13 protein-coding genes are annotated in these 16,167 nt (G+C 69.0%); 3 read left to right on the forward strand and 10 right to left on the reverse strand.

The genetic code is table 11. The annotated features are described in order from the left end of the window. Positions 1-55 precede the first annotated feature (55 nt). The 3 genes from rpmE to SACCYDRAFT_RS19455 all read right to left on the reverse strand — a co-directional run bounded on the left by rpmE (position 56) and on the right by SACCYDRAFT_RS19455 (position 3,524). Positions 56-268, reverse strand: a complete 213-nt coding sequence (gene rpmE, locus SACCYDRAFT_RS19445; protein ID WP_005458785.1) for a 50S ribosomal protein L31 — start codon at positions 266-268, stop codon at positions 56-58. Between the two features lie 130 nt (positions 269-398). Next, complete coding sequence (locus SACCYDRAFT_RS19450) at positions 399-1,754, reverse strand: GntP family permease (RefSeq protein WP_005458786.1); 1,356 nt, start codon at positions 1,752-1,754, stop codon at positions 399-401. A 51-nt stretch (positions 1,755-1,805) separates the two neighbouring features. Then, positions 1,806-3,524 (reverse strand): IlvD/Edd family dehydratase, encoded by a 1,719-nt coding sequence (locus tag SACCYDRAFT_RS19455; RefSeq protein WP_005458787.1) that lies wholly within the window; start codon positions 3,522-3,524, stop codon positions 1,806-1,808. Positions 3,525-3,689: 165 nt separating this feature from the next. On the opposite strand from SACCYDRAFT_RS19455, the gene SACCYDRAFT_RS19460 reads away from it, so the two are divergent. Next, positions 3,690-4,313: a GntR family transcriptional regulator gene (locus SACCYDRAFT_RS19460; RefSeq protein WP_232283863.1), complete on the forward strand. Its 624-nt coding sequence runs from the start codon at positions 3,690-3,692 to the stop codon at positions 4,311-4,313. A 134-nt stretch (positions 4,314-4,447) separates the two neighbouring features. Here SACCYDRAFT_RS19460 and rho read toward each other — a convergent pair whose 3' ends face one another. The 6 genes from rho to argS all read right to left on the reverse strand — a co-directional run bounded on the left by rho (position 4,448) and on the right by argS (position 13,473). Next, the gene (gene rho / locus SACCYDRAFT_RS19465; protein WP_005458789.1) at positions 4,448-6,463 is read right to left on the reverse strand and encodes a transcription termination factor Rho; all 2,016 of its coding nucleotides are present in this window, start codon (positions 6,461-6,463) and stop codon (positions 4,448-4,450) included. Between the two features lie 339 nt (positions 6,464-6,802). After that, positions 6,803-7,723, reverse strand: a complete 921-nt coding sequence (gene thrB / locus SACCYDRAFT_RS19470; protein WP_005458792.1) for a homoserine kinase — start codon at positions 7,721-7,723, stop codon at positions 6,803-6,805. 25 nt (positions 7,724-7,748) lie between these two features. After that, a complete protein-coding gene (gene thrC, locus SACCYDRAFT_RS19475) occupies positions 7,749-8,840 on the reverse strand; it encodes a threonine synthase (protein WP_005458793.1) in 1,092 nt (363 codons plus the stop codon). Continuing rightward, positions 8,837-10,153, reverse strand: a complete 1,317-nt coding sequence (locus SACCYDRAFT_RS19480; RefSeq protein ID WP_005458794.1) for a homoserine dehydrogenase — start codon at positions 10,151-10,153, stop codon at positions 8,837-8,839. Before SACCYDRAFT_RS19480 ends, thrC begins: the two co-directional genes overlap by 4 nt. A gap of 121 nt (positions 10,154-10,274) precedes the next feature. Then, a complete protein-coding gene (gene lysA, locus SACCYDRAFT_RS19485; protein ID WP_005458795.1) occupies positions 10,275-11,714 on the reverse strand; it encodes a diaminopimelate decarboxylase in 1,440 nt (479 codons plus the stop codon). A 103-nt stretch (positions 11,715-11,817) separates the two neighbouring features. Then, complete coding sequence (argS, locus tag SACCYDRAFT_RS19490; RefSeq protein ID WP_005458796.1) at positions 11,818-13,473, reverse strand: arginine--tRNA ligase; 1,656 nt, start codon at positions 13,471-13,473, stop codon at positions 11,818-11,820. Positions 13,474-13,576: 103 nt separating this feature from the next. Here argS and SACCYDRAFT_RS19495 point away from each other — a divergent pair, with 103 nt between their 5' ends. Both SACCYDRAFT_RS19495 and SACCYDRAFT_RS19500 read left to right on the forward strand, forming a co-directional pair. Then, positions 13,577-14,431 carry a DUF3105 domain-containing protein gene (locus SACCYDRAFT_RS19495; protein WP_005458797.1) on the forward strand — a complete coding sequence of 285 codons (855 nt, stop codon included), beginning with the start codon at positions 13,577-13,579 and terminating at the stop codon, positions 14,429-14,431. A 3-nt stretch (positions 14,432-14,434) separates the two neighbouring features. Beyond that, the gene (locus SACCYDRAFT_RS19500) at positions 14,435-15,193 is read left to right on the forward strand and encodes a DUF305 domain-containing protein (RefSeq protein WP_005458798.1); all 759 of its coding nucleotides are present in this window, start codon (positions 14,435-14,437) and stop codon (positions 15,191-15,193) included. Between the two features lie 4 nt (positions 15,194-15,197). Here SACCYDRAFT_RS19500 and SACCYDRAFT_RS19505 read toward each other — a convergent pair whose 3' ends face one another. Further along, the gene (locus SACCYDRAFT_RS19505; RefSeq protein ID WP_005458799.1) at positions 15,198-16,121 is read right to left on the reverse strand and encodes a cation diffusion facilitator family transporter; all 924 of its coding nucleotides are present in this window, start codon (positions 16,119-16,121) and stop codon (positions 15,198-15,200) included. Between the last annotated feature and the right edge of the window lie 46 nt (positions 16,122-16,167).

A 16,167-nucleotide genomic window follows, 5' to 3' on the forward strand; every position in this document is an offset into this window, starting at 1 on the left:
AGCGAAACGGCGCCCGCTCCTGCCGCACGAGCAGAAGCGAGCGCCGTCCACCAAGCTACTTCTTGCGCTTGCCGTAGCGAGCCTCGAAGCGCGCCACCCGACCACCGGTGTCGAGGATCTTCTGCTTGCCCGTGTAGAACGGGTGGCAGTTCGAGCAGACCTCGACATTGATCGAGTCGGAGGCGGCGGTGCTGCGGGTGGTGAAGGTGTTGCCGCAACCGCAGTTCACAGTGGTGACGTGGTAGTCCGGGTGAATACCGCTCTTCATGGTGTCCTCTCCTCGTGGCCGCCGGATCCCCACACAACCGCGTGGGGTGAACCGGAGCCGGACGTCAGCGGAACAAGTCTGCCAGAGGGACAGACGAAGCCTTCAACGCACCCTCGTGGGTGAGTATTCCTCACGACACGACCGTGCTCAGGGCGAGCGCGGCGGCACACCCGGTCAAGCCCACGATCGTCTTCATGGCCGTCCAGGACTTCAGCGTGTCGGCGACCGACATCCCGAAGTAGCGGTTGGCCATCCAGAAACCGGAGTCGTTGACGTGGGAGAACGCCGTGCCGCCACACGCGATCGCGATGCAGGTCAGCGCGAGCATCCCGCCGCCGACGCCCATCAGCTCGGCGACCGGCGCCGTCAGTGTCGCACCGGTGATCATCGCGACGGTGCCGGAGCCCTGCGAGATGCGGACCACCGCCGAGGTGAGGAAGCCGAACAGGATGATCGGCATGTTCATGCCCTGCATCCAGTCGGCGAGCGTGTCGCCGACTCCCGACTCCACGAGCAGACCGCCGAACACTCCACCCGCGCCGGTGATCAGGATGATCACGCCGGCGGGGCCGAGCGCGCGGGTGCTCAGCGCTTGGAGTTCGTCGCGTGAGGCACCTCGCCGCACTCCGAAGAAGTACAGCGTGTAGAGGCAGGTCAGCAGCAACGCGATCACCGGATGCCCGATGAAGCTGAGCACCGTGTGCGGCACCGAGCCCTCCGCGAGCACGGCGTCGGCCGTCGTCCCACCCAGGATCAGCACGAGCGGCAGCAGCAGGGCCCCGACGACACTGGCGAAGCTCGGCAGCGGGTTGCCGTCCGAAGCGTCGTCCGCCTGGCCGGCCGCGAGCTCCTCCGGCACGGGCACGAAGAGCCGTTTCGAGATGAAGCGGCCGAAGACCGGGCCCGCGACGAGCATGGCGGGCACCCCGCACAGCACGCCGAACAGGATGACCAGGCCGAGGTCCGCTCCCATGATCCCCGCGGTCGCGATGGGCCCAGGGGTGGGCGGGATGAAGGTGTGGGTCACACTCAGGCCCGCCGCGAGCGGGATCCCGTAGAACAGCAGGGACTTCCCGGTCCGGCGCGCGATGCCGTACAGCATCGGCACCAGGATGACGATCGCGACGTCGATGAACACGGCGATCGAGACGAGGAAACCGGCGAACCCGAGCCCGTACGCGACGTTCCGGTCGGAGAACCGTTCCACCAGTGTCGAGGCCAGGCGCTGGGCCGCCCCGGCTCTCTGGAGGACTTCACCGAAGACCGACCCGAGTCCGATGACGAGGGCGACCTGGCCGAGGCCACCACCCATCTCGTCGACGATCAGATCGACCAGTTCGAGGGCGTCGACGCCGGTCGCCAGGCCGAACCCGATGCTCACCATGAGCAGCGCGACGAACGCCTGGAGCTTGACCCAGATCACCAGCACGAGCAGCAGAGCAACCGCGAGGACGGCGGCGAGGAGTGTCCACGTGGTCGTTGTCATGGCATCACCATTGATGTCGATGGGGAAAGGGGAAGGGGAAGGGATCGCGGGTCACCGCGCGCGGGGAACCGAACCGCGCTGCTCGCGCGCCCGCAGGAACCGGAAGTCGCAGCCGTGCTCGGCCTGGGTCACCTGCTCGACGAACAGGCGCGCGTAGCCTCGCTCGGGCGGCTCGACCGCGGCTGTGGTGCCGGAGGTGTCGGCCTGCTCGCGGCGGCGCAGCTCCTCGGGCGGGATTTCGACATCGAGGCGGCGCTCGCTGATGCTGAGCCGCACCATGTCGCCGGTCCGGACATGCTTGAGCGGTCCGCCGACCGCTGCCTCGGGGGACACGTGCAGCACGATCGTGCCCGCGGCCGTTCCGGACATGCGGCCGTCGGAGATCCTGACCATGTCCTTGACTCCGGCCCTGGCCAGCTTCTTCGGGATCGGAATGTAGCCGGCCTCGGGCATTCCCGGCGCACCCACCGGGCCGATGTTCTTCAGCACGAGCACGTCGTCGGCGGTGACGTCGAGGTCGTCGTCGTCGATGCGCCGGGCGAGGTCGGCCGAGTTCTCGAACACCACGGCCCTTCCCCGGTGCTCCAGCAGTTCGGGAGAGGCCGCCGCCTGCTTGACGATGGCACCGCCGGGTGCGAGGTTGCCGCGGAGGACGGCGATGCCACCCGAGGCGTAGACCGGGTTGTCGCGGGTCCTGATGACGTCCTGGGGGAAGTCCTCACGCCGCTCGTCGAGCTCCTCCCCCAGCGTGCGCCCGGTGACGGTGAGCGCGTCCAGGTTGAGCTGGTCGCGAAGCTCGTTCAGCAGCCGCGGAACCCCACCGGCCCGGTGCAGGTCCTCCATGTAGTGACTGCCCGCCGGCTTCAGGTTCACCAGGACCGGAGTCTCACGGCTGAGCGCGTCGAAGGTGTCGAGGTCGATGTCGAAACCCAGCCGGCCCGCGATCGCCGCCAGGTGCACGATTCCGTTCGTCGACCCGCCGAGCGCCAGTAGTACCCGCAACGCGTTCTCGAAGGCGTCCTCGGTGAGGATGCGGTCGATCGTCAGGCCTTCTGCGGCCAGCCCGACCGCGCGGCGCCCCGTCTCCTCGGCCACGCGGGCCCGGTCGGCGGTGACTGCGGGCGGGGTGGCACTGCCGGGCAGCGCGATGCCCATCGCCTCGGAAACACACGCCATCGTGCTGGCCGTGCCCATCACCGAGCACGTTCCCACACTGCCCACGAGCCGGGAGTTGACCTCGGTGATCTCGGCGTCGTCGATCTCCCCACCGCGGTAGGAACCCCAGTACGCGCGGCAGTCCGTGCACGCCCCGACCCGCCGGCCCCGGTAGCCGCCGGTGAGCATGGAGCCGGTCACGAGCTGGATGGCCGGGATCCCCGCGGACGCAGCGCCCATCAGTTGCGCGGGCACGGTCTTGTCGCAACCACCGATCAGCACCACCGCGTCGAGCGGCAACGCCTTGATCATCTCCTCGGTGTCCATCGACATGAGGTTGCGCAGGTACATGCTCGTCGGATTGGAGAAGCTCTCGTGCAACGAGATTGTCGGAAACTCGACGGGGAGCCCTCCGGCGAGCAGCACTCCACGCTTGACGGCCTCCACCAGTTGGGCCGCGTTGCCGTGGCAGGGGTTGAAGCCGCTGCCCGTGTCGACGATGCCGACCACGGTGCGGTCGAGCGCGTCGTCGGTGTAGCCGGCGCCTTTGATGAACGCCTTGCGCAGGAACAGGGAGAAGCCGGGATCGCCGTAGTTCGGCAGCCCCTTCGCCATGCCCGTGCCTGATGTGTGCCGATCCACTGTCATCCTTATTATCAATAATCTATGCGATAAAATCGGCGTCATCTAAGCACGCGTGTGACGCGCTGGGCAAGAGCCGTGCCAGACTTGACAGTCAGTCAGGCAGCCGCACGACGGAGGGACAGCGCCTTGTCGCTGGTGGAACAGCTGGAAGAGGAAATCGTGCTCGGACTCCGCTACCCGAGGGAGCGGCTCGTCGAGGACGATCTGATGCGCAGCTTCTCAGCCAAGCGACACGTCGTGCGAAGCGCTCTCCAGGAACTGGAGAACAGGGGACTCGTCGAGCGCAAGCCCAACGTGGGGGCGTTCGTCAGGGCCTACACCGCCAAGGAAGTGCACGACGTGTACGCGGTGCGGGAACTGCTCGAGGTGCACTGCGCGAAGCTGATCCCGCTGCCGGTCGAGCAGTCACGTCTGGACCGGTTGACCGAGATCCAGCGGCAGCACGACAGGATGGTGGAGACGAACGACCTCCGCGGGGTCGTGAAGACCAACATGGAGTTCCACCACGAACTGTTCAGCCTGTCGGACAACACCGTGCTGGTGGACGCCATCCGCAGGCACGCACAGATGACCTACGCCATCAGGTCGGTCACCGTGACCTCACCCGAGTACCTCCACCGCAGCCAGCAGGAGCACTGGGAAATGATCCAGGCGTTGCGACGGCAGGACTCCGACGCCCTCGCCGAGACCTGCCGCGCCCACCTCCTGCCATCCCGGGACGCCTACCTGTCCCGGCTCACCTCGCTGCGCGGCCTCTGAAGAACACTGAAGAACACTGAAGAACACTGAAGAACACCGAGACGAACATCGCCCTGAAAACCGAAACGGGGCCTGCCCGGTGTCGCTGTGACTACCGGGCAGGCCCCGACTACCGCCTTCGTGGGCGCGACGTCTCAGTCGTCGTCCATGCCGGGCGCGGTCTTGGAGACCTGCATCAGGAACTCGATGTTGGTCTTCGTCTTGCGCAGCCGGTCCAGCAACAGGTCGATGGCCTGCTGCGAGTCGAGCGCGTGCAGCACCCGGTGCAGCTTGTGGGTCACCGCCAGCTCGTCGGGCGAGAGCAGCAGCTCCTCCTTGCGGGTACCCGACGGGTTGACGTCCACGGCCGGGAACACCCGACGCTCGGCGATCTTGCGGTCGAGCTTGAGCTCGGCGTTGCCGGTGCCCTTGAACTCCTCGAAGATCACCGTGTCACCCGTGGAACCCGTCTCCACCATCGCCGTGGCGAAGATGGTGAGCGAGCCGCCGCCCTCGATGTTGCGGGCCGCGCCCAGGAACCGCTTCGGCGGGAACAGCGCAGTGGAGTCGACACCACCCGACAGGATGCGCCCGGACGCCGGGGCGGCCAGGTTGTAGGCACGGCCGAGACGGGTGATCGAGTCGAGCAGCACCACGACGTCGTGCCCCATCTCGACGAGCCGCTTGGCCCGCTCGATGGACAGCTCGGCCACCGAGGTGTGATCTGACGGCGGGCGGTCGAACGTCGAGGCGATGACCTCGCCCTTCACCGACCGCTGCATGTCGGTGACCTCTTCGGGCCGTTCGTCCACCAGCACCACCATGAGGTGGCACTCCGGGTTGTTCGTCGTGATCGCGTTCGCGATGTCCTGCATGATCGTCGTCTTGCCCGCCTTCGGCGGCGACACGATCAGCGCACGCTGCCCCTTGCCGACCGGCATCACCAGGTCGATGACCCGCGTGGTGAGCTTGTTCGGCGTGGTCTCCAGCCGCAGTCGCTCGTTCGGGTACAGCGGGGTCAGCTTGTGGAACTCGGGGCGCTTCTTCGCGACCTCGGGGTCGAGCCCGTTGATCGAGTCGACACGCACCAGCGGGTTGAACTTCTGACGCTGCTGCTCGCCCTCACGCGGCTGCTTCACGACACCCGTGATGGCGTCACCACGGCGCAGGCCGTACTTGCGCACCAGCGACAACGACACGTAGACGTCGTTGGGTCCGGGCAGGTAGCCGGAGGTCCGGACGAACGCGTAGTTCTCCAGCACGTCGAGGATGCCCGCGACGGGGAGGAGGACGTCGTCCTCCCTGATCTCGGTGTCGGCACCGCCGCCACCCTCGCCCCGGCCACGGCGGCGACGGTCACGGAAGCGCCTGCTGCGGCGACCGCCCCGATCGTCGTCCTCGCCCTGGTTGTTGCCGTTCTGGCCACCGCCCGCGTTGCCGCCCTGGCCGCGCTGCTGGTTGCCGGCCTGCTTGCCGTCGGACTTGCCGTCCTGCTTGCTCTCGGGCTTGCCGGAGTCGGACTTGCCGTCCTTCTCGCCGCCGTCACGCTGGCCCGACTCGTCGTCGGAGCGCTGCGCGGCACCGCCCTCGGCCACGCCCGAGCCGCCCCGCGAGCCACGCCGACGCCTGTTCGGCCTGCTCCCGCTGTCGTCCTGGGCGTCACCGGTGGGCTTGGCGTCCTTGCCGCCGTCCTTACCGTCACCGGAGTCCTTGCCGGTGTTGCCTGTGTCGGCGTCGCTCCCAGCAGCCTGCTCGGACGGACCCCCGTCCTGACCGGCGCCTCCGCGCTTGGCCGACCGCTTCTCCTTGGCGTCACCGGCGTCACCGGCCGTGTCGGCCTGGCCCACTCCGTCGAGAGGCAGGGTCGCCTCCTTGGCGGCCTCGGGAGCCGCAGCGGTGTCCTTGGCCGTCGACCTCGTGCGCTTCGTCTTGCCCTGGCGCTCGCGAATGGCCGCGATCAGATCGCCCTTGCGCATGCCCGTGGTGTCGCCGATGCCCAACTCGGTGGCGAGTGCACGGAGTTCGGCGATCACCATGCCCGACAGGCCGCCGGGACGCCGCTTCGGGGCCGATCCCGCGCCGTTGGACTGCGGCGTCCGCTCACCCGAGTCGGACGATGCAGATGGGGCTGCCTGGGTCTCGTCGCCGCTCAACAGATCGGTGTTGCTCACACATGTCCTTCCTGACCGGTCAACGCTCCATGCGCGGACCAGCGGACCACCGCCCGCGTCCGAATTGCGAGACGGCGTACTGGGATCCCTGTGCGGTCGGTTCGTCGCCGAGCATGCGAGACACAGCGAGAACCGCCGGCAAGAGATCAATCGATCACCGTGTTTACCCGAAACCCCGTCGAGAACCAACGGAAAAGATCCGATCCGGAAGAGGCTCCGGAACCAGCACCGGGTGCGGAAACCGCACGGTGACCGAACGCCTCCGAGGGTAGACCGCCCAGGCACGCGGTGCAACAACCACCCCCCACATGGCGCCGCCCTTTTCCGATCATCTTCCGATCATCGGAGGGAGTCGCCACGGGGCCGTCCCGGCGCCGTCACGGAGTCCGCTCCGAGGCGGACTCCGACCGGATCGATGGGTAACTCCATGACCTCGAATCCCGTAACGTCCACGCCTTCCGGAAGTATTCCCGTGGTGGTCAACGCGAGCACGGTGGGTCCTGCGCCCGAGATCACAGCGGCGACCCCCCGCGACCGCAGGGCCCGCATCAGCCGCACCGAAGCCGGATACGCGGGCTCACGGTACTCCTGGTGCAGCCGGTCCTCCGTCGCCGCGAACAGCAGGTCCGGTCGCGTCGTCACGGCGTGCACGGCCAACGCGCTACGGCTCGCCGTGAACGCGGCGTCGCCGTGCGGAACGTAGTCGGGCAGCAGTCCCCGCGTCTGGTCCGTGGCCGACCGCTCGTCGGGCACGGCCACCACCGGCCTGATCGCGGAGTGCGGCGAAAGCCGCTCCGCGTGGAACGTCGCACCCGACTGCCACGCCACCACGAACCCGCCCAGCAGGCTCGCCGCGGCGTTGTCGGCGTGGCCCTCGAACTCCGAGGCGAGTTGCAGCGCGCCCTCGTCGATGTCCTTGCCCGCCAACGCGTATCCCGCCGCGACCCCCGCGACGACCGCCGCGGCCGACGAGCCGAGTCCCCGCGCGTGCGGGATGGCGTTGTGACACCGCAGCGCCACACCGGGCACCGCCACGTCCAGATGACGACAGGCACGTCGCAGCGCGCGCACCACGAGGTGGGACTCGTCGGTGGGCACGCCGGACATGTCCCCCGCTCCGGCGTCGATCACCTCGACGCTGAGGCCGGACCCGGTCACCTCGACCTCGACGACGTCGTGCAGTGCCAACGCCAGGCCGAACGTGTCGAACCCCGGACCGAGGTTCGCCGTCGACGCCGGGACGGTGATCGTGTACTTCACGCCAACACTCGTTTCCCGGCGGCGGCTACAGCTGTAGCGCCGCCGCGACGGCCCGCGGATCGACCGCGAGCGGCTCGACCTCCACGTTGCCCTCCAGGGCTGTCGCGGGGTCCTTGAGACCATGGCCTGTGACCGTGCACACCACCGTCGAGCCCTTCGGCAGCCGCCCGTCGGCCGCCGTCAGCAGCAACCCGGCGACGCTCGTCGCCGACGCGGGCTCCACGAACACGCCCTCGCGCCGGGCCAGAAGCCGGTAGGCGTCCAGGATGCGTTCGTCGGTCACGGCCTCGAAAAGCCCGCCGCTGGCGGTCTTCGCCTTCACCGCCGACTCCCACGACGCCGGGCTACCCACGCGGATCGCCGTCGCCACCGTCTCCGGCTCCTTCACCGGCTCGCCCTTCACCAGCGGAGCGGCGCCCGCGGCCTGGAAGCCGAACATCCGGGGCACGGTGCTGACGACATCGTCGGCGGCGTACTCGGTGTAGCCGGCCCAGTAGGCGGTGATGTTGCCCGCGTTGCCCACCGGGAGACAGTGGATGTCGGGGGCCTGCCCCAGCGCGTCACAGATCTCCCACGCCGCGGTCTTCTGCCCCACCAGCCGGACCGGGTTCACCGAGTTGACCAGCGTCACCGGGTAGTCGGCCGCCGTCTTACGCGCCAACTCCAGGCAGTCGTCGAAGTTACCGTCGATCTGCAGGATGCGGGCACCGTGCGTCACCGCCTGGGCCATCTTGCCCATCGCGATCTTGCCCTGGGGCACCAGCACCGCCGTGGTGAGCCCCGCCCGGGCGGCGTAGGCGGACGCCGAGGCCGAGGTGTTGCCCGTGGACGCGCAGATGACGGCCTTCAACCCGCTGGCCAGGGCATGCGTGATCGCCACCGTCATACCGCGGTCCTTGAACGAGCCGGTGGGGTTGGCCCCCTCGACCTTCAGGTACACGGTGCAGCCGGTGAGCTCGGACAGGTGCGGAGCGAACAGCAGCGGTGTGTTGCCCTCGCCCAGCGTGATGATCTCGGCGCCCTCCGGGATCGGGATGCGCGACGCGTACGCCGCGATGATGCCCGGCCAGCCCGGGCGCACACCCTGTCCCGCCGCCGAAGAGCTCTGCGCGTTCACGAGTCCTCGCCTTCCACCCGCATCACACTGACCACTTCCCGTACCACGTCCAACTTGCTGATCTCGCTGACCGTGGCCTGCAGCGCCGCGTCCGGCGCCAGGTGCGTCACCACCACGAGGCTGGCGGTGGAGTGCTTGTCCCGCTGCCGCACCGCCGCGATGCTCACCCCGTGCACGGCGAAGACCTGCGCGATCTGCGCGAGCACACCCGGCTTGTCGGCCACGTCGAGGCTGATGTGGTAGCGCGTCGGCGTCTGCCCCATCGGCCGTACCGGCAACGCGGCGTGCGCGGACTCGCGCGGCCCCCGGCCGCCCGCGACGCGGTTGCGGGCAGCCGCCACGAAGTCGCCCAGCACGGCACTGGCCGTGGGAGCGCCTCCGGCACCCTGCCCGTAGAACATGAGCTCGCCCGCGGCCTCCGCCTCGACGTACACCGCGTTGAAAGCGCCGCCCACACCCGCGAGCTGGTGATTCCTCGGAATCATCACCGGGTGCACCCGCGCCGACACCGACTCGGTGCCGTCGGCGCCTTCCCCGGCCGTCACCCGCTCACAGATCGCGAGCAGTTTCACCGTGCGGTTCAACCGCTTCGCCGCGACGATGTCCGACGCGCTGATGCCCGTGATGCCCTCACGGTGCACATCGGACGCCGTCACCCGCGTGTGGAAGGCCAGTGACGCGAGGATCGCCGCCTTCGACGCGGCGTCGTAGCCGTCCACGTCGGCGCTGGGGTCCGCCTCCGCGTATCCGAGGCGGGTCGCCTCGTCGAGCGTCTCGGCATAGCTCGCACCCGTGGAGTCCATCGCGGACAGGATGAAGTTCGTGGTGCCGTTGACGATGCCCATGACGCGCGTGATCCGGTCACCCGCCAGAGACTCCCGAAGCGGGCGCAGCAGCGGAATCGCACCCGCCACCGCGGCCTCGTAGTAGAGGTCGGCACCCGACTCGCCCGCCGCGGCGGCGAGTTCCGCGCCGTGCTCCGCCAGCAACGCCTTGTTACCGGTGACCACCGACTTTCCCTTGCGCAGGGCGGTCAGCAGCCAACCGCGCACGGGCTCGATGCCACCGATCAACTCGATCACGACGTCCACGTCGGACTCGACGAGCTCGCCCGCGTCGGCCGTCAGCAGGTGCTGTGGCAGCTCCGGGTGCTTGTCGGGTCTACGCACCGCGATACCGGCCAGCTCGACGGGCGCGCCGATCCTCGCGGCCAGTTCGTCGGCGTCACCCAGCAACCGGCGGGTGACCTCACTGCCGACCGTGCCGCAACCCAGCAACGCGACCCGGACGGGAGCCTCACGACGCTCGTTCACGACACCTCCAGCATGCTCGCGACATCTCCAGTGCCCTGCGGGACACCCTCCCCATCCGCGGCCCTTGCCGCGAAGGGGGCCCACCCCGGTCGGTGCCCGCGAGTGCCCACACGATGCTCACTCACGACACCTCCAGTCGGAACATGTCCTCGTTCGTCTCCCGCCTCAGCAACAGCCTGTGGTTGCCGTTGCGCACCGCCACCACAGCGGGCCTCGGCTGCTTGTTGTAGTTGCTCGCCATCGAGTAGCAGTACGCACCCGTCGCCGCCACGGCGAGCAGGTCGCCCGGAGCCAGGGTGTCCGGCAACCAGCAGTCGCGGACCACGATGTCGCCGGACTCACAGTGCTTTCCCACGACCCGGGACAGCACGGCGCGCACCTCACCTGGCTGGCCGTCGTCGCTGGCCCGCGACACCAGCCGGCAGTCGTACGCCGCGTCGTACAGGGCGGTGCGGATGTTGTCGCTCATACCGCCGTCCACGCTCACGTAACGCCGCGCCGCGTCCTCACCGAGAGTGACGTCCTTGATGGTGCCCACCTCGTACAGGGTCACGGTGCCCGGCCCGGCGATGGCGCGTCCCGGCTCACCGGCGATCCGTGGCACGGGCAGGTCGGCGAACTCGCACTCCTTGCGCACGATGTCCCGGATCTGCGTGATCATCTGGGCGGGCGGCGGGGGGTTGTCGCGATCGGTGTAGGAGATGCCGAAGCCGCCGCCGAGGTCCACGACCGACAGTTGGTCGAGCAGCTCCGGACCGTGCTCCTTGCGCAGCTCGGCGAGCAGGCCGACGACACGACGCGCGGCGACCTCGAAGCCGTCGGTGTCGAAGATCTGCGAGCCGATGTGGCTGTGCAGGCCGACGAGCTTCAACGACGTGCTGTTCAGCACCCGGCGCACCGCCTCCGCGGCGTCACCGGAGGCCAGCGAGAACCCGAACTTCTGGTCCTCGTGGGCCGTGGCGATGAACTCGTGCGTGTGCGCCTCGACACCCACGGTGACCCTGACCATGACCGCCTGCACCACACCGTGTCGCTCCGCGATCTCGGCGAGCCGCGCGATCTCGTGGTAGGAGTCGAGCACCACGGTGCCCACGCCGGCCTCGACGGCCTGCTCCAGCTCGGCGAGCGACTTGTTGTTGCCGTGGAACGCGATGCGTTCGGGCGGAAACTCCGCCCGCAGCGCGATGGCCAGCTCACCGCCGCTGCACACGTCGAGGCTGAGGCCCTTCTCGGCCACCCAGCGGGCGACCTCCGTGCACAGGAACGCCTTGGCGGCGTAGTGCACCAGGGCCGGGTCCTCGAACGCCTCGGCGTACTCGGCGCAGCGCGCCTTGAAGTCCACCTCGTCGATCACGAACAGCGGCGTGCCGTACGTCCGGGCGAGTTCCCGCACGTCCACCCCCGCGATGCGGACGACACCGTCGGGGGCGCGGTAGGTGTTGCGTGGCCAGACCTTCGGGTAGAGCCGGTCGATTTCCTCCGAAGTGGACGGCGGGAAACCCGCCTGGTCCGCGTGTGGGTAGACCTCCGCGTGCCGGGGCCCCGCGGGATGTGCGCACATTGCTACGTTCCTTTACGGCGATCCCGTGCGACGCCGAAGCATCGCCGGGGCATTGCAGTTGGCCACGGCTCGGCACTCGCGCGCCGAGTCGCCGGACGCCCTGCTACATCCGCTCCGGTGCGGACACTCCGAGCAGTGACAGCCCGTTGGCGATCACCTGACGGGCGGCCTCACACAGGGCGAGCCGGGCGTACGTGAGTGGGGTCGGCTCCTCGTCCCCCTGCGGCAGGACCCGTGCGGCGTCGTAGAACTTGTGGTAGGCCGACGCCAGCGATTCGAGGTAGCGGGCGACGCGGTGCGGTTCCCGCAGTTCGGCCGCCTTCTTCAACACCGAGGGGAACTCCCCGATCGTCCTGATCAGGTCACCCTCCCTCGGGTGGGTCAACAGGCTGACGTCCGCGTCGGGACGCGGTTCGAGGTTCAGCTCGGCCGCGTTGCGTTGCAGGGAGGCCAGCCTGGCGTGTGCGTACTGCACGTAGAAGACCGGGTTGTCGTTGCTGCGCTTGCGCAGCAGGTCCAGGTCCACGTCCAGGGAGGAGTCGACGGAGTACCGCGACAGCTCATAGCGGGCGGCGTCCACGCCGACGGCCTCGACCAGGTCCTCCATCGTGACGACCGTGCCAGCACGCTTGCTCATGCGCACCGGCTTGCCACCACTGACGAGGTTGACGAGCTGCCCGATCAGCACTTCGACGGTGTCGGGGCTGTGCCCCATCGCCGCCGCGGCGGCCTTGAGCCGCGCGATGTAGCCGTGGTGGTCGGCACCCAGCATGTAGATGCACAGGTCGAAGCCACGGTTGATCTTGTCGCGCAGGTAGGCGAGGTCACCCGCGATGTAGGCGGGTGCTCCGTCGGACTTGATGACGACACGGTCCTTGTCGTCGCCGTGCTCGGTGGAGCGCAGCCACCAGGCGTTGTCGGCGAAGTAGAGGCTGTCGCCGGCCTTGAGCTCCTCCACCACCGAGTCGACCGCACCGGAGGCGTGCAGGGAGTCCTCGTGGAAGAACACGTCGAAGTCGGTGCCGAACTCGTGCAGGCTCTTCTTGATCTCCGAGAACATGAGCCCGACACCGATGCGGCGGAACGTCTCGTGACGCTCGTCCTCCGACAGTGCCAGCGCGTTCGGCTCCTCGCGCAGCACCTGCGCGGCGATGTCGTTCACGTACGTGCCCGCGTACCCGTCCTCGGGCACGGGCTCGCCCTTCGCTGCCGCGATCAGCGAGCGCACGAACCGGTCGATCTGGGCGCCCGCGTCGTTGAAGTAGTACTCGCGCGTCACCTCGGCGCCCTGCGCGGCGAGCAACCTGCCGAGCGCGTCGCCGACGGCGGCCCACCGGGTGCCACCGAGGTGGATGGGACCGGTCGGGTTCGCCGACACGAACTCCAGGTTGATCCTGCGACCTTCGTAGGTCGTGCCGCGGCCGTACGCCGTCCCCTCCCGCAGCACCTGCCACACGATCTGACCCTGGGCGTCGGCGGCGAGGCGGAGGTTGAGGAAGCCCGGACCCGCGACCTCGGCCGAGTCGATACCGGGTGAGGCAGAGATCACATCGGCGAGTTCCTGCGCGAACTCCCGGGGCTTCAACCCGGCCTTTTTCGCCACCTGGAGGGCGAGATTCGTGGCGTAGTCGCCGTGCTCGGGATTGCGAGGTCGCTCCACTGTCACCCGTTCGGGCAGGATGCCGTGATCGAGCCCACGATCGGAGAAGATCCGGGCGGCGGACGTGCGAACGAGATCAGCAAGAGCGGCGGGAGTCACGAGGCGAGTGTAAGTCCGGCGACGTCCACGGTTGACACCGGTCGTCGGTAGTATCACTACACTTCAGAGCGGGTAACCGTCGCCGGACGAAACGACAGGAGCCATGGCCAACGGAAAGCAGAAGAAGGGCGCCGCGAAGAAGAAGGGCAGCGTCGCCGCGGCCCGGGGTTCGGTGGTCGCCGGAAAGCAGACTCCGTGGGGCACCATCGCCGCGGTCGTGGGCATCGTTCTGCTTGCCGCCGGCGTGTTCGGTTACTACTACGTGGCCTCCAGCGACCAACGCGCTCAGCGCGACCGGGAGGAGGCCGCGGCCAGCTTCGCGCCGAGCGAGAACAACCCCGACCCCTCCGGCAAGATCGAGGGTGTGGTGAAGCAGGAGTACGTGGGCGGTGCTCACGTACTGCCAACCGAACGCGTCGCCTACGACAAGACCCCGCCGTTCGGCGGCCCGCACGACGGCTTCTGGGCCGCGTGCAACGGCGTCGTCTACCCGCAGGCCGTGCGGACCGAGAACATGGTCCACTCGCTCGAACACGGTGCGGTGTGGGTCGCCTACGACCCGGACCGGATCAAGGGCGAGGCCCTGGAGCAGCTCAAGCTCCGCGTCGAGGGCGAGCCGTTCATGATGATGTCGCCGTATCCCGGGCTCGACTCGCCCATCTCGCTGCAGTCGTGGGGCCACCAGCTCAAGCTCGACAGCGTCGAGGACGAGCGCATCGACCAGTTCATCGCCGCGCTGCGCCGCAACCCGAACACCTACCCGGAGATCGGCGCCTCCTGTGACGCGCTGGGGCCGGGCATGTTCGACCCGGACAACCCGCCCGCGTTCAACGCCGAGCCTCCCGGTCCGGACGCCAAGCCGATGGACTACCAGGGCAGCGAGGGCGCCGCTGACGAGAGCATGGGAACCCAGCTGCCGCAGCAGCAGTCGGAGTCGTCGACGCCGAGCGAGGGCTGAGTGATGGCGGCGCAGGAGCAGTCCGGCCCGGAGACGTCCGCCGAGACGGCGGGCCCTCCGCGCAGCGCGCCGCCCACGTGGTCCCGCGCGGTGATCTTCGGTGCCGCGGCCCTCGCGGCGCTGCTGATCGGAGCCACGATCGGGCTCGTCATCGGGCAGAGTCGCGCGGGTGACGAGCCCCCGGCGTCCCCGCAGGCAGGCTCGGTCGCGGTTGGATTCGCCCAGGACATGTCGCGGCATCACCTCCAGGCCGTCACGATGGCCAACTGGGCTCGTGACCACAGTGACGACCCGGCGATCAAGCAGCTCGCGTTCGACATCGCGAGTGTTCAGCTCGAACAGGTGGGGCGGATGAAGGGCTGGCTCATGTTGTGGAGCCAGCCCGAGGAGCCGCTGGGCGAACCGATGACGTGGATGTCGGGTCCGCAGGGACACGCCCACGGTTCGAGCGGCGGGGCCGTGTCCGATGCGTCCGATGCGCCCGATGCGTCCGACGACGGCCGGATGCCCGGCATGGCCAGTGAGGAGGAGTTGGCCAAGCTGCGCTCGCTGTCGGGCGAAGAGCTGGACGTCTACTTCCTCCAGCTCATGCTGCGCCACCACCAGGGTGGTGTCGAGATGGCCCAGTACGGCTACGACCACTCGTCTGTGCGGGCGGTGAAGACGCTCGCGAACAGCATGCTCGTCTCACAGGACGCCGAGATGGACACGATGCGCGGGATGCTGGCCGAACGCGGGGCGCAGCCACTGCCGTTCCCCTGACCGGTCACCAGCGCAGTTGCGCGCAGCGGCGGGCCGACTCCTTCGGCTCCACCTGGAGTGTGGCGTGCTCGATCGCGTAGCGCGAGGACAGCAGCTGTTGCGCTGACGTGAGCACCTCGGCCGGGTCGGTGCCCGCGTCGACAGTGAGGTGTGCCGAGGCGACCTCCATCCCGGAGGTCAGCGTCCAGACGTGCAGGTCGTGCACGTCCTCGACGCCCGGCAGCCCGTGCAGATCACTGTTGAGCGCCGCCACGTCGATGCCGTGGGGTGCGTGCTGGAAGAGGATGCGCAGCGCCCGGCGGGCGAGCACGAAGGTGCGGGGCAGCACGAACACGCCGATGGCCACACCGATGATCGGGTCGGCGTAACGCCAGCCGGTGGTGAGGGTCAGTGCGCCGCTGACGAGCACGCCGATCGAACCGACGAGGTCTGCGAGCACCTCCAGGTAGGCGCCGCGCACGTTGAGACTCTCCTCGGCACCCCGGCGCAGCAGGAGGAAGGCGATCACGTTCGCCACGAGGCCGAGTGCCGCCACCAGCAGGACGGGCAGTCCGGGAACCTCGGGCGGATCGGTGAGGCGGCCGACGGCCTCGTAGACGACGTATCCGGCGACCCCGAACAACAGCACGGCGTTGGCGAGGGCGGCCAGCACTTCGGCGCGGTACATGCCGAACGTCCGCGTGAAGGTCGGCCCGCTGCGGCGGGCGAGCTGGACGGCGACGAGCGCCATGCCGATCCCGAGCACGTCGGTGAGCATGTGAGCGGCGTCGGAGATGAGCGCCAGCGACGAGGTCGCGAACCCCACGCCGAACTCGACGACCATGACGACCGCGCCGAGCACGAGCGCGACGCCCAGGCTCACGACGTAGCGTCCGGATGCGCTCGCCCCCTGCGGAGGCAGGTGCCCGTGTCCGTGGCCGTGTCCCATCGCCTCGCCTTCCTCCGACCGTGTCGAGGGCGAACATATAAGCACA

The organism is Saccharomonospora cyanea NA-134 (assembly GCF_000244975.1).
GTDB classification, from domain to species: domain Bacteria; phylum Actinomycetota; class Actinomycetes; order Mycobacteriales; family Pseudonocardiaceae; genus Saccharomonospora; species Saccharomonospora cyanea.

Coding starts and splice junctions, on each gene's coding strand:
- SACCYDRAFT_RS19455 (WP_005458787.1), bottom strand. CDS start 3,524: ATGGCGAAGGGGCTGCCGAACTACGGCGATCCCGGCTTCTCCCTGTTC.
- rpmE (WP_005458785.1), bottom strand. CDS start 268: ATGAAGAGCGGTATTCACCCGGACTACCACGTCACCACTGTGAACTGC.
- lysA (WP_005458795.1), bottom strand. CDS start 11,714: ATGTGCGCACATCCCGCGGGGCCCCGGCACGCGGAGGTCTACCCACAC.
- SACCYDRAFT_RS19505 (WP_005458799.1), bottom strand. CDS start 16,121: ATGGGACACGGCCACGGACACGGGCACCTGCCTCCGCAGGGGGCGAGC.
- SACCYDRAFT_RS19500 (WP_005458798.1), top strand. CDS start 14,435: ATGGCGGCGCAGGAGCAGTCCGGCCCGGAGACGTCCGCCGAGACGGCG.
- SACCYDRAFT_RS19450 (WP_005458786.1), bottom strand. CDS start 1,754: ATGACAACGACCACGTGGACACTCCTCGCCGCCGTCCTCGCGGTTGCT.
- SACCYDRAFT_RS19495 (WP_005458797.1), top strand. CDS start 13,577: ATGGCCAACGGAAAGCAGAAGAAGGGCGCCGCGAAGAAGAAGGGCAGC.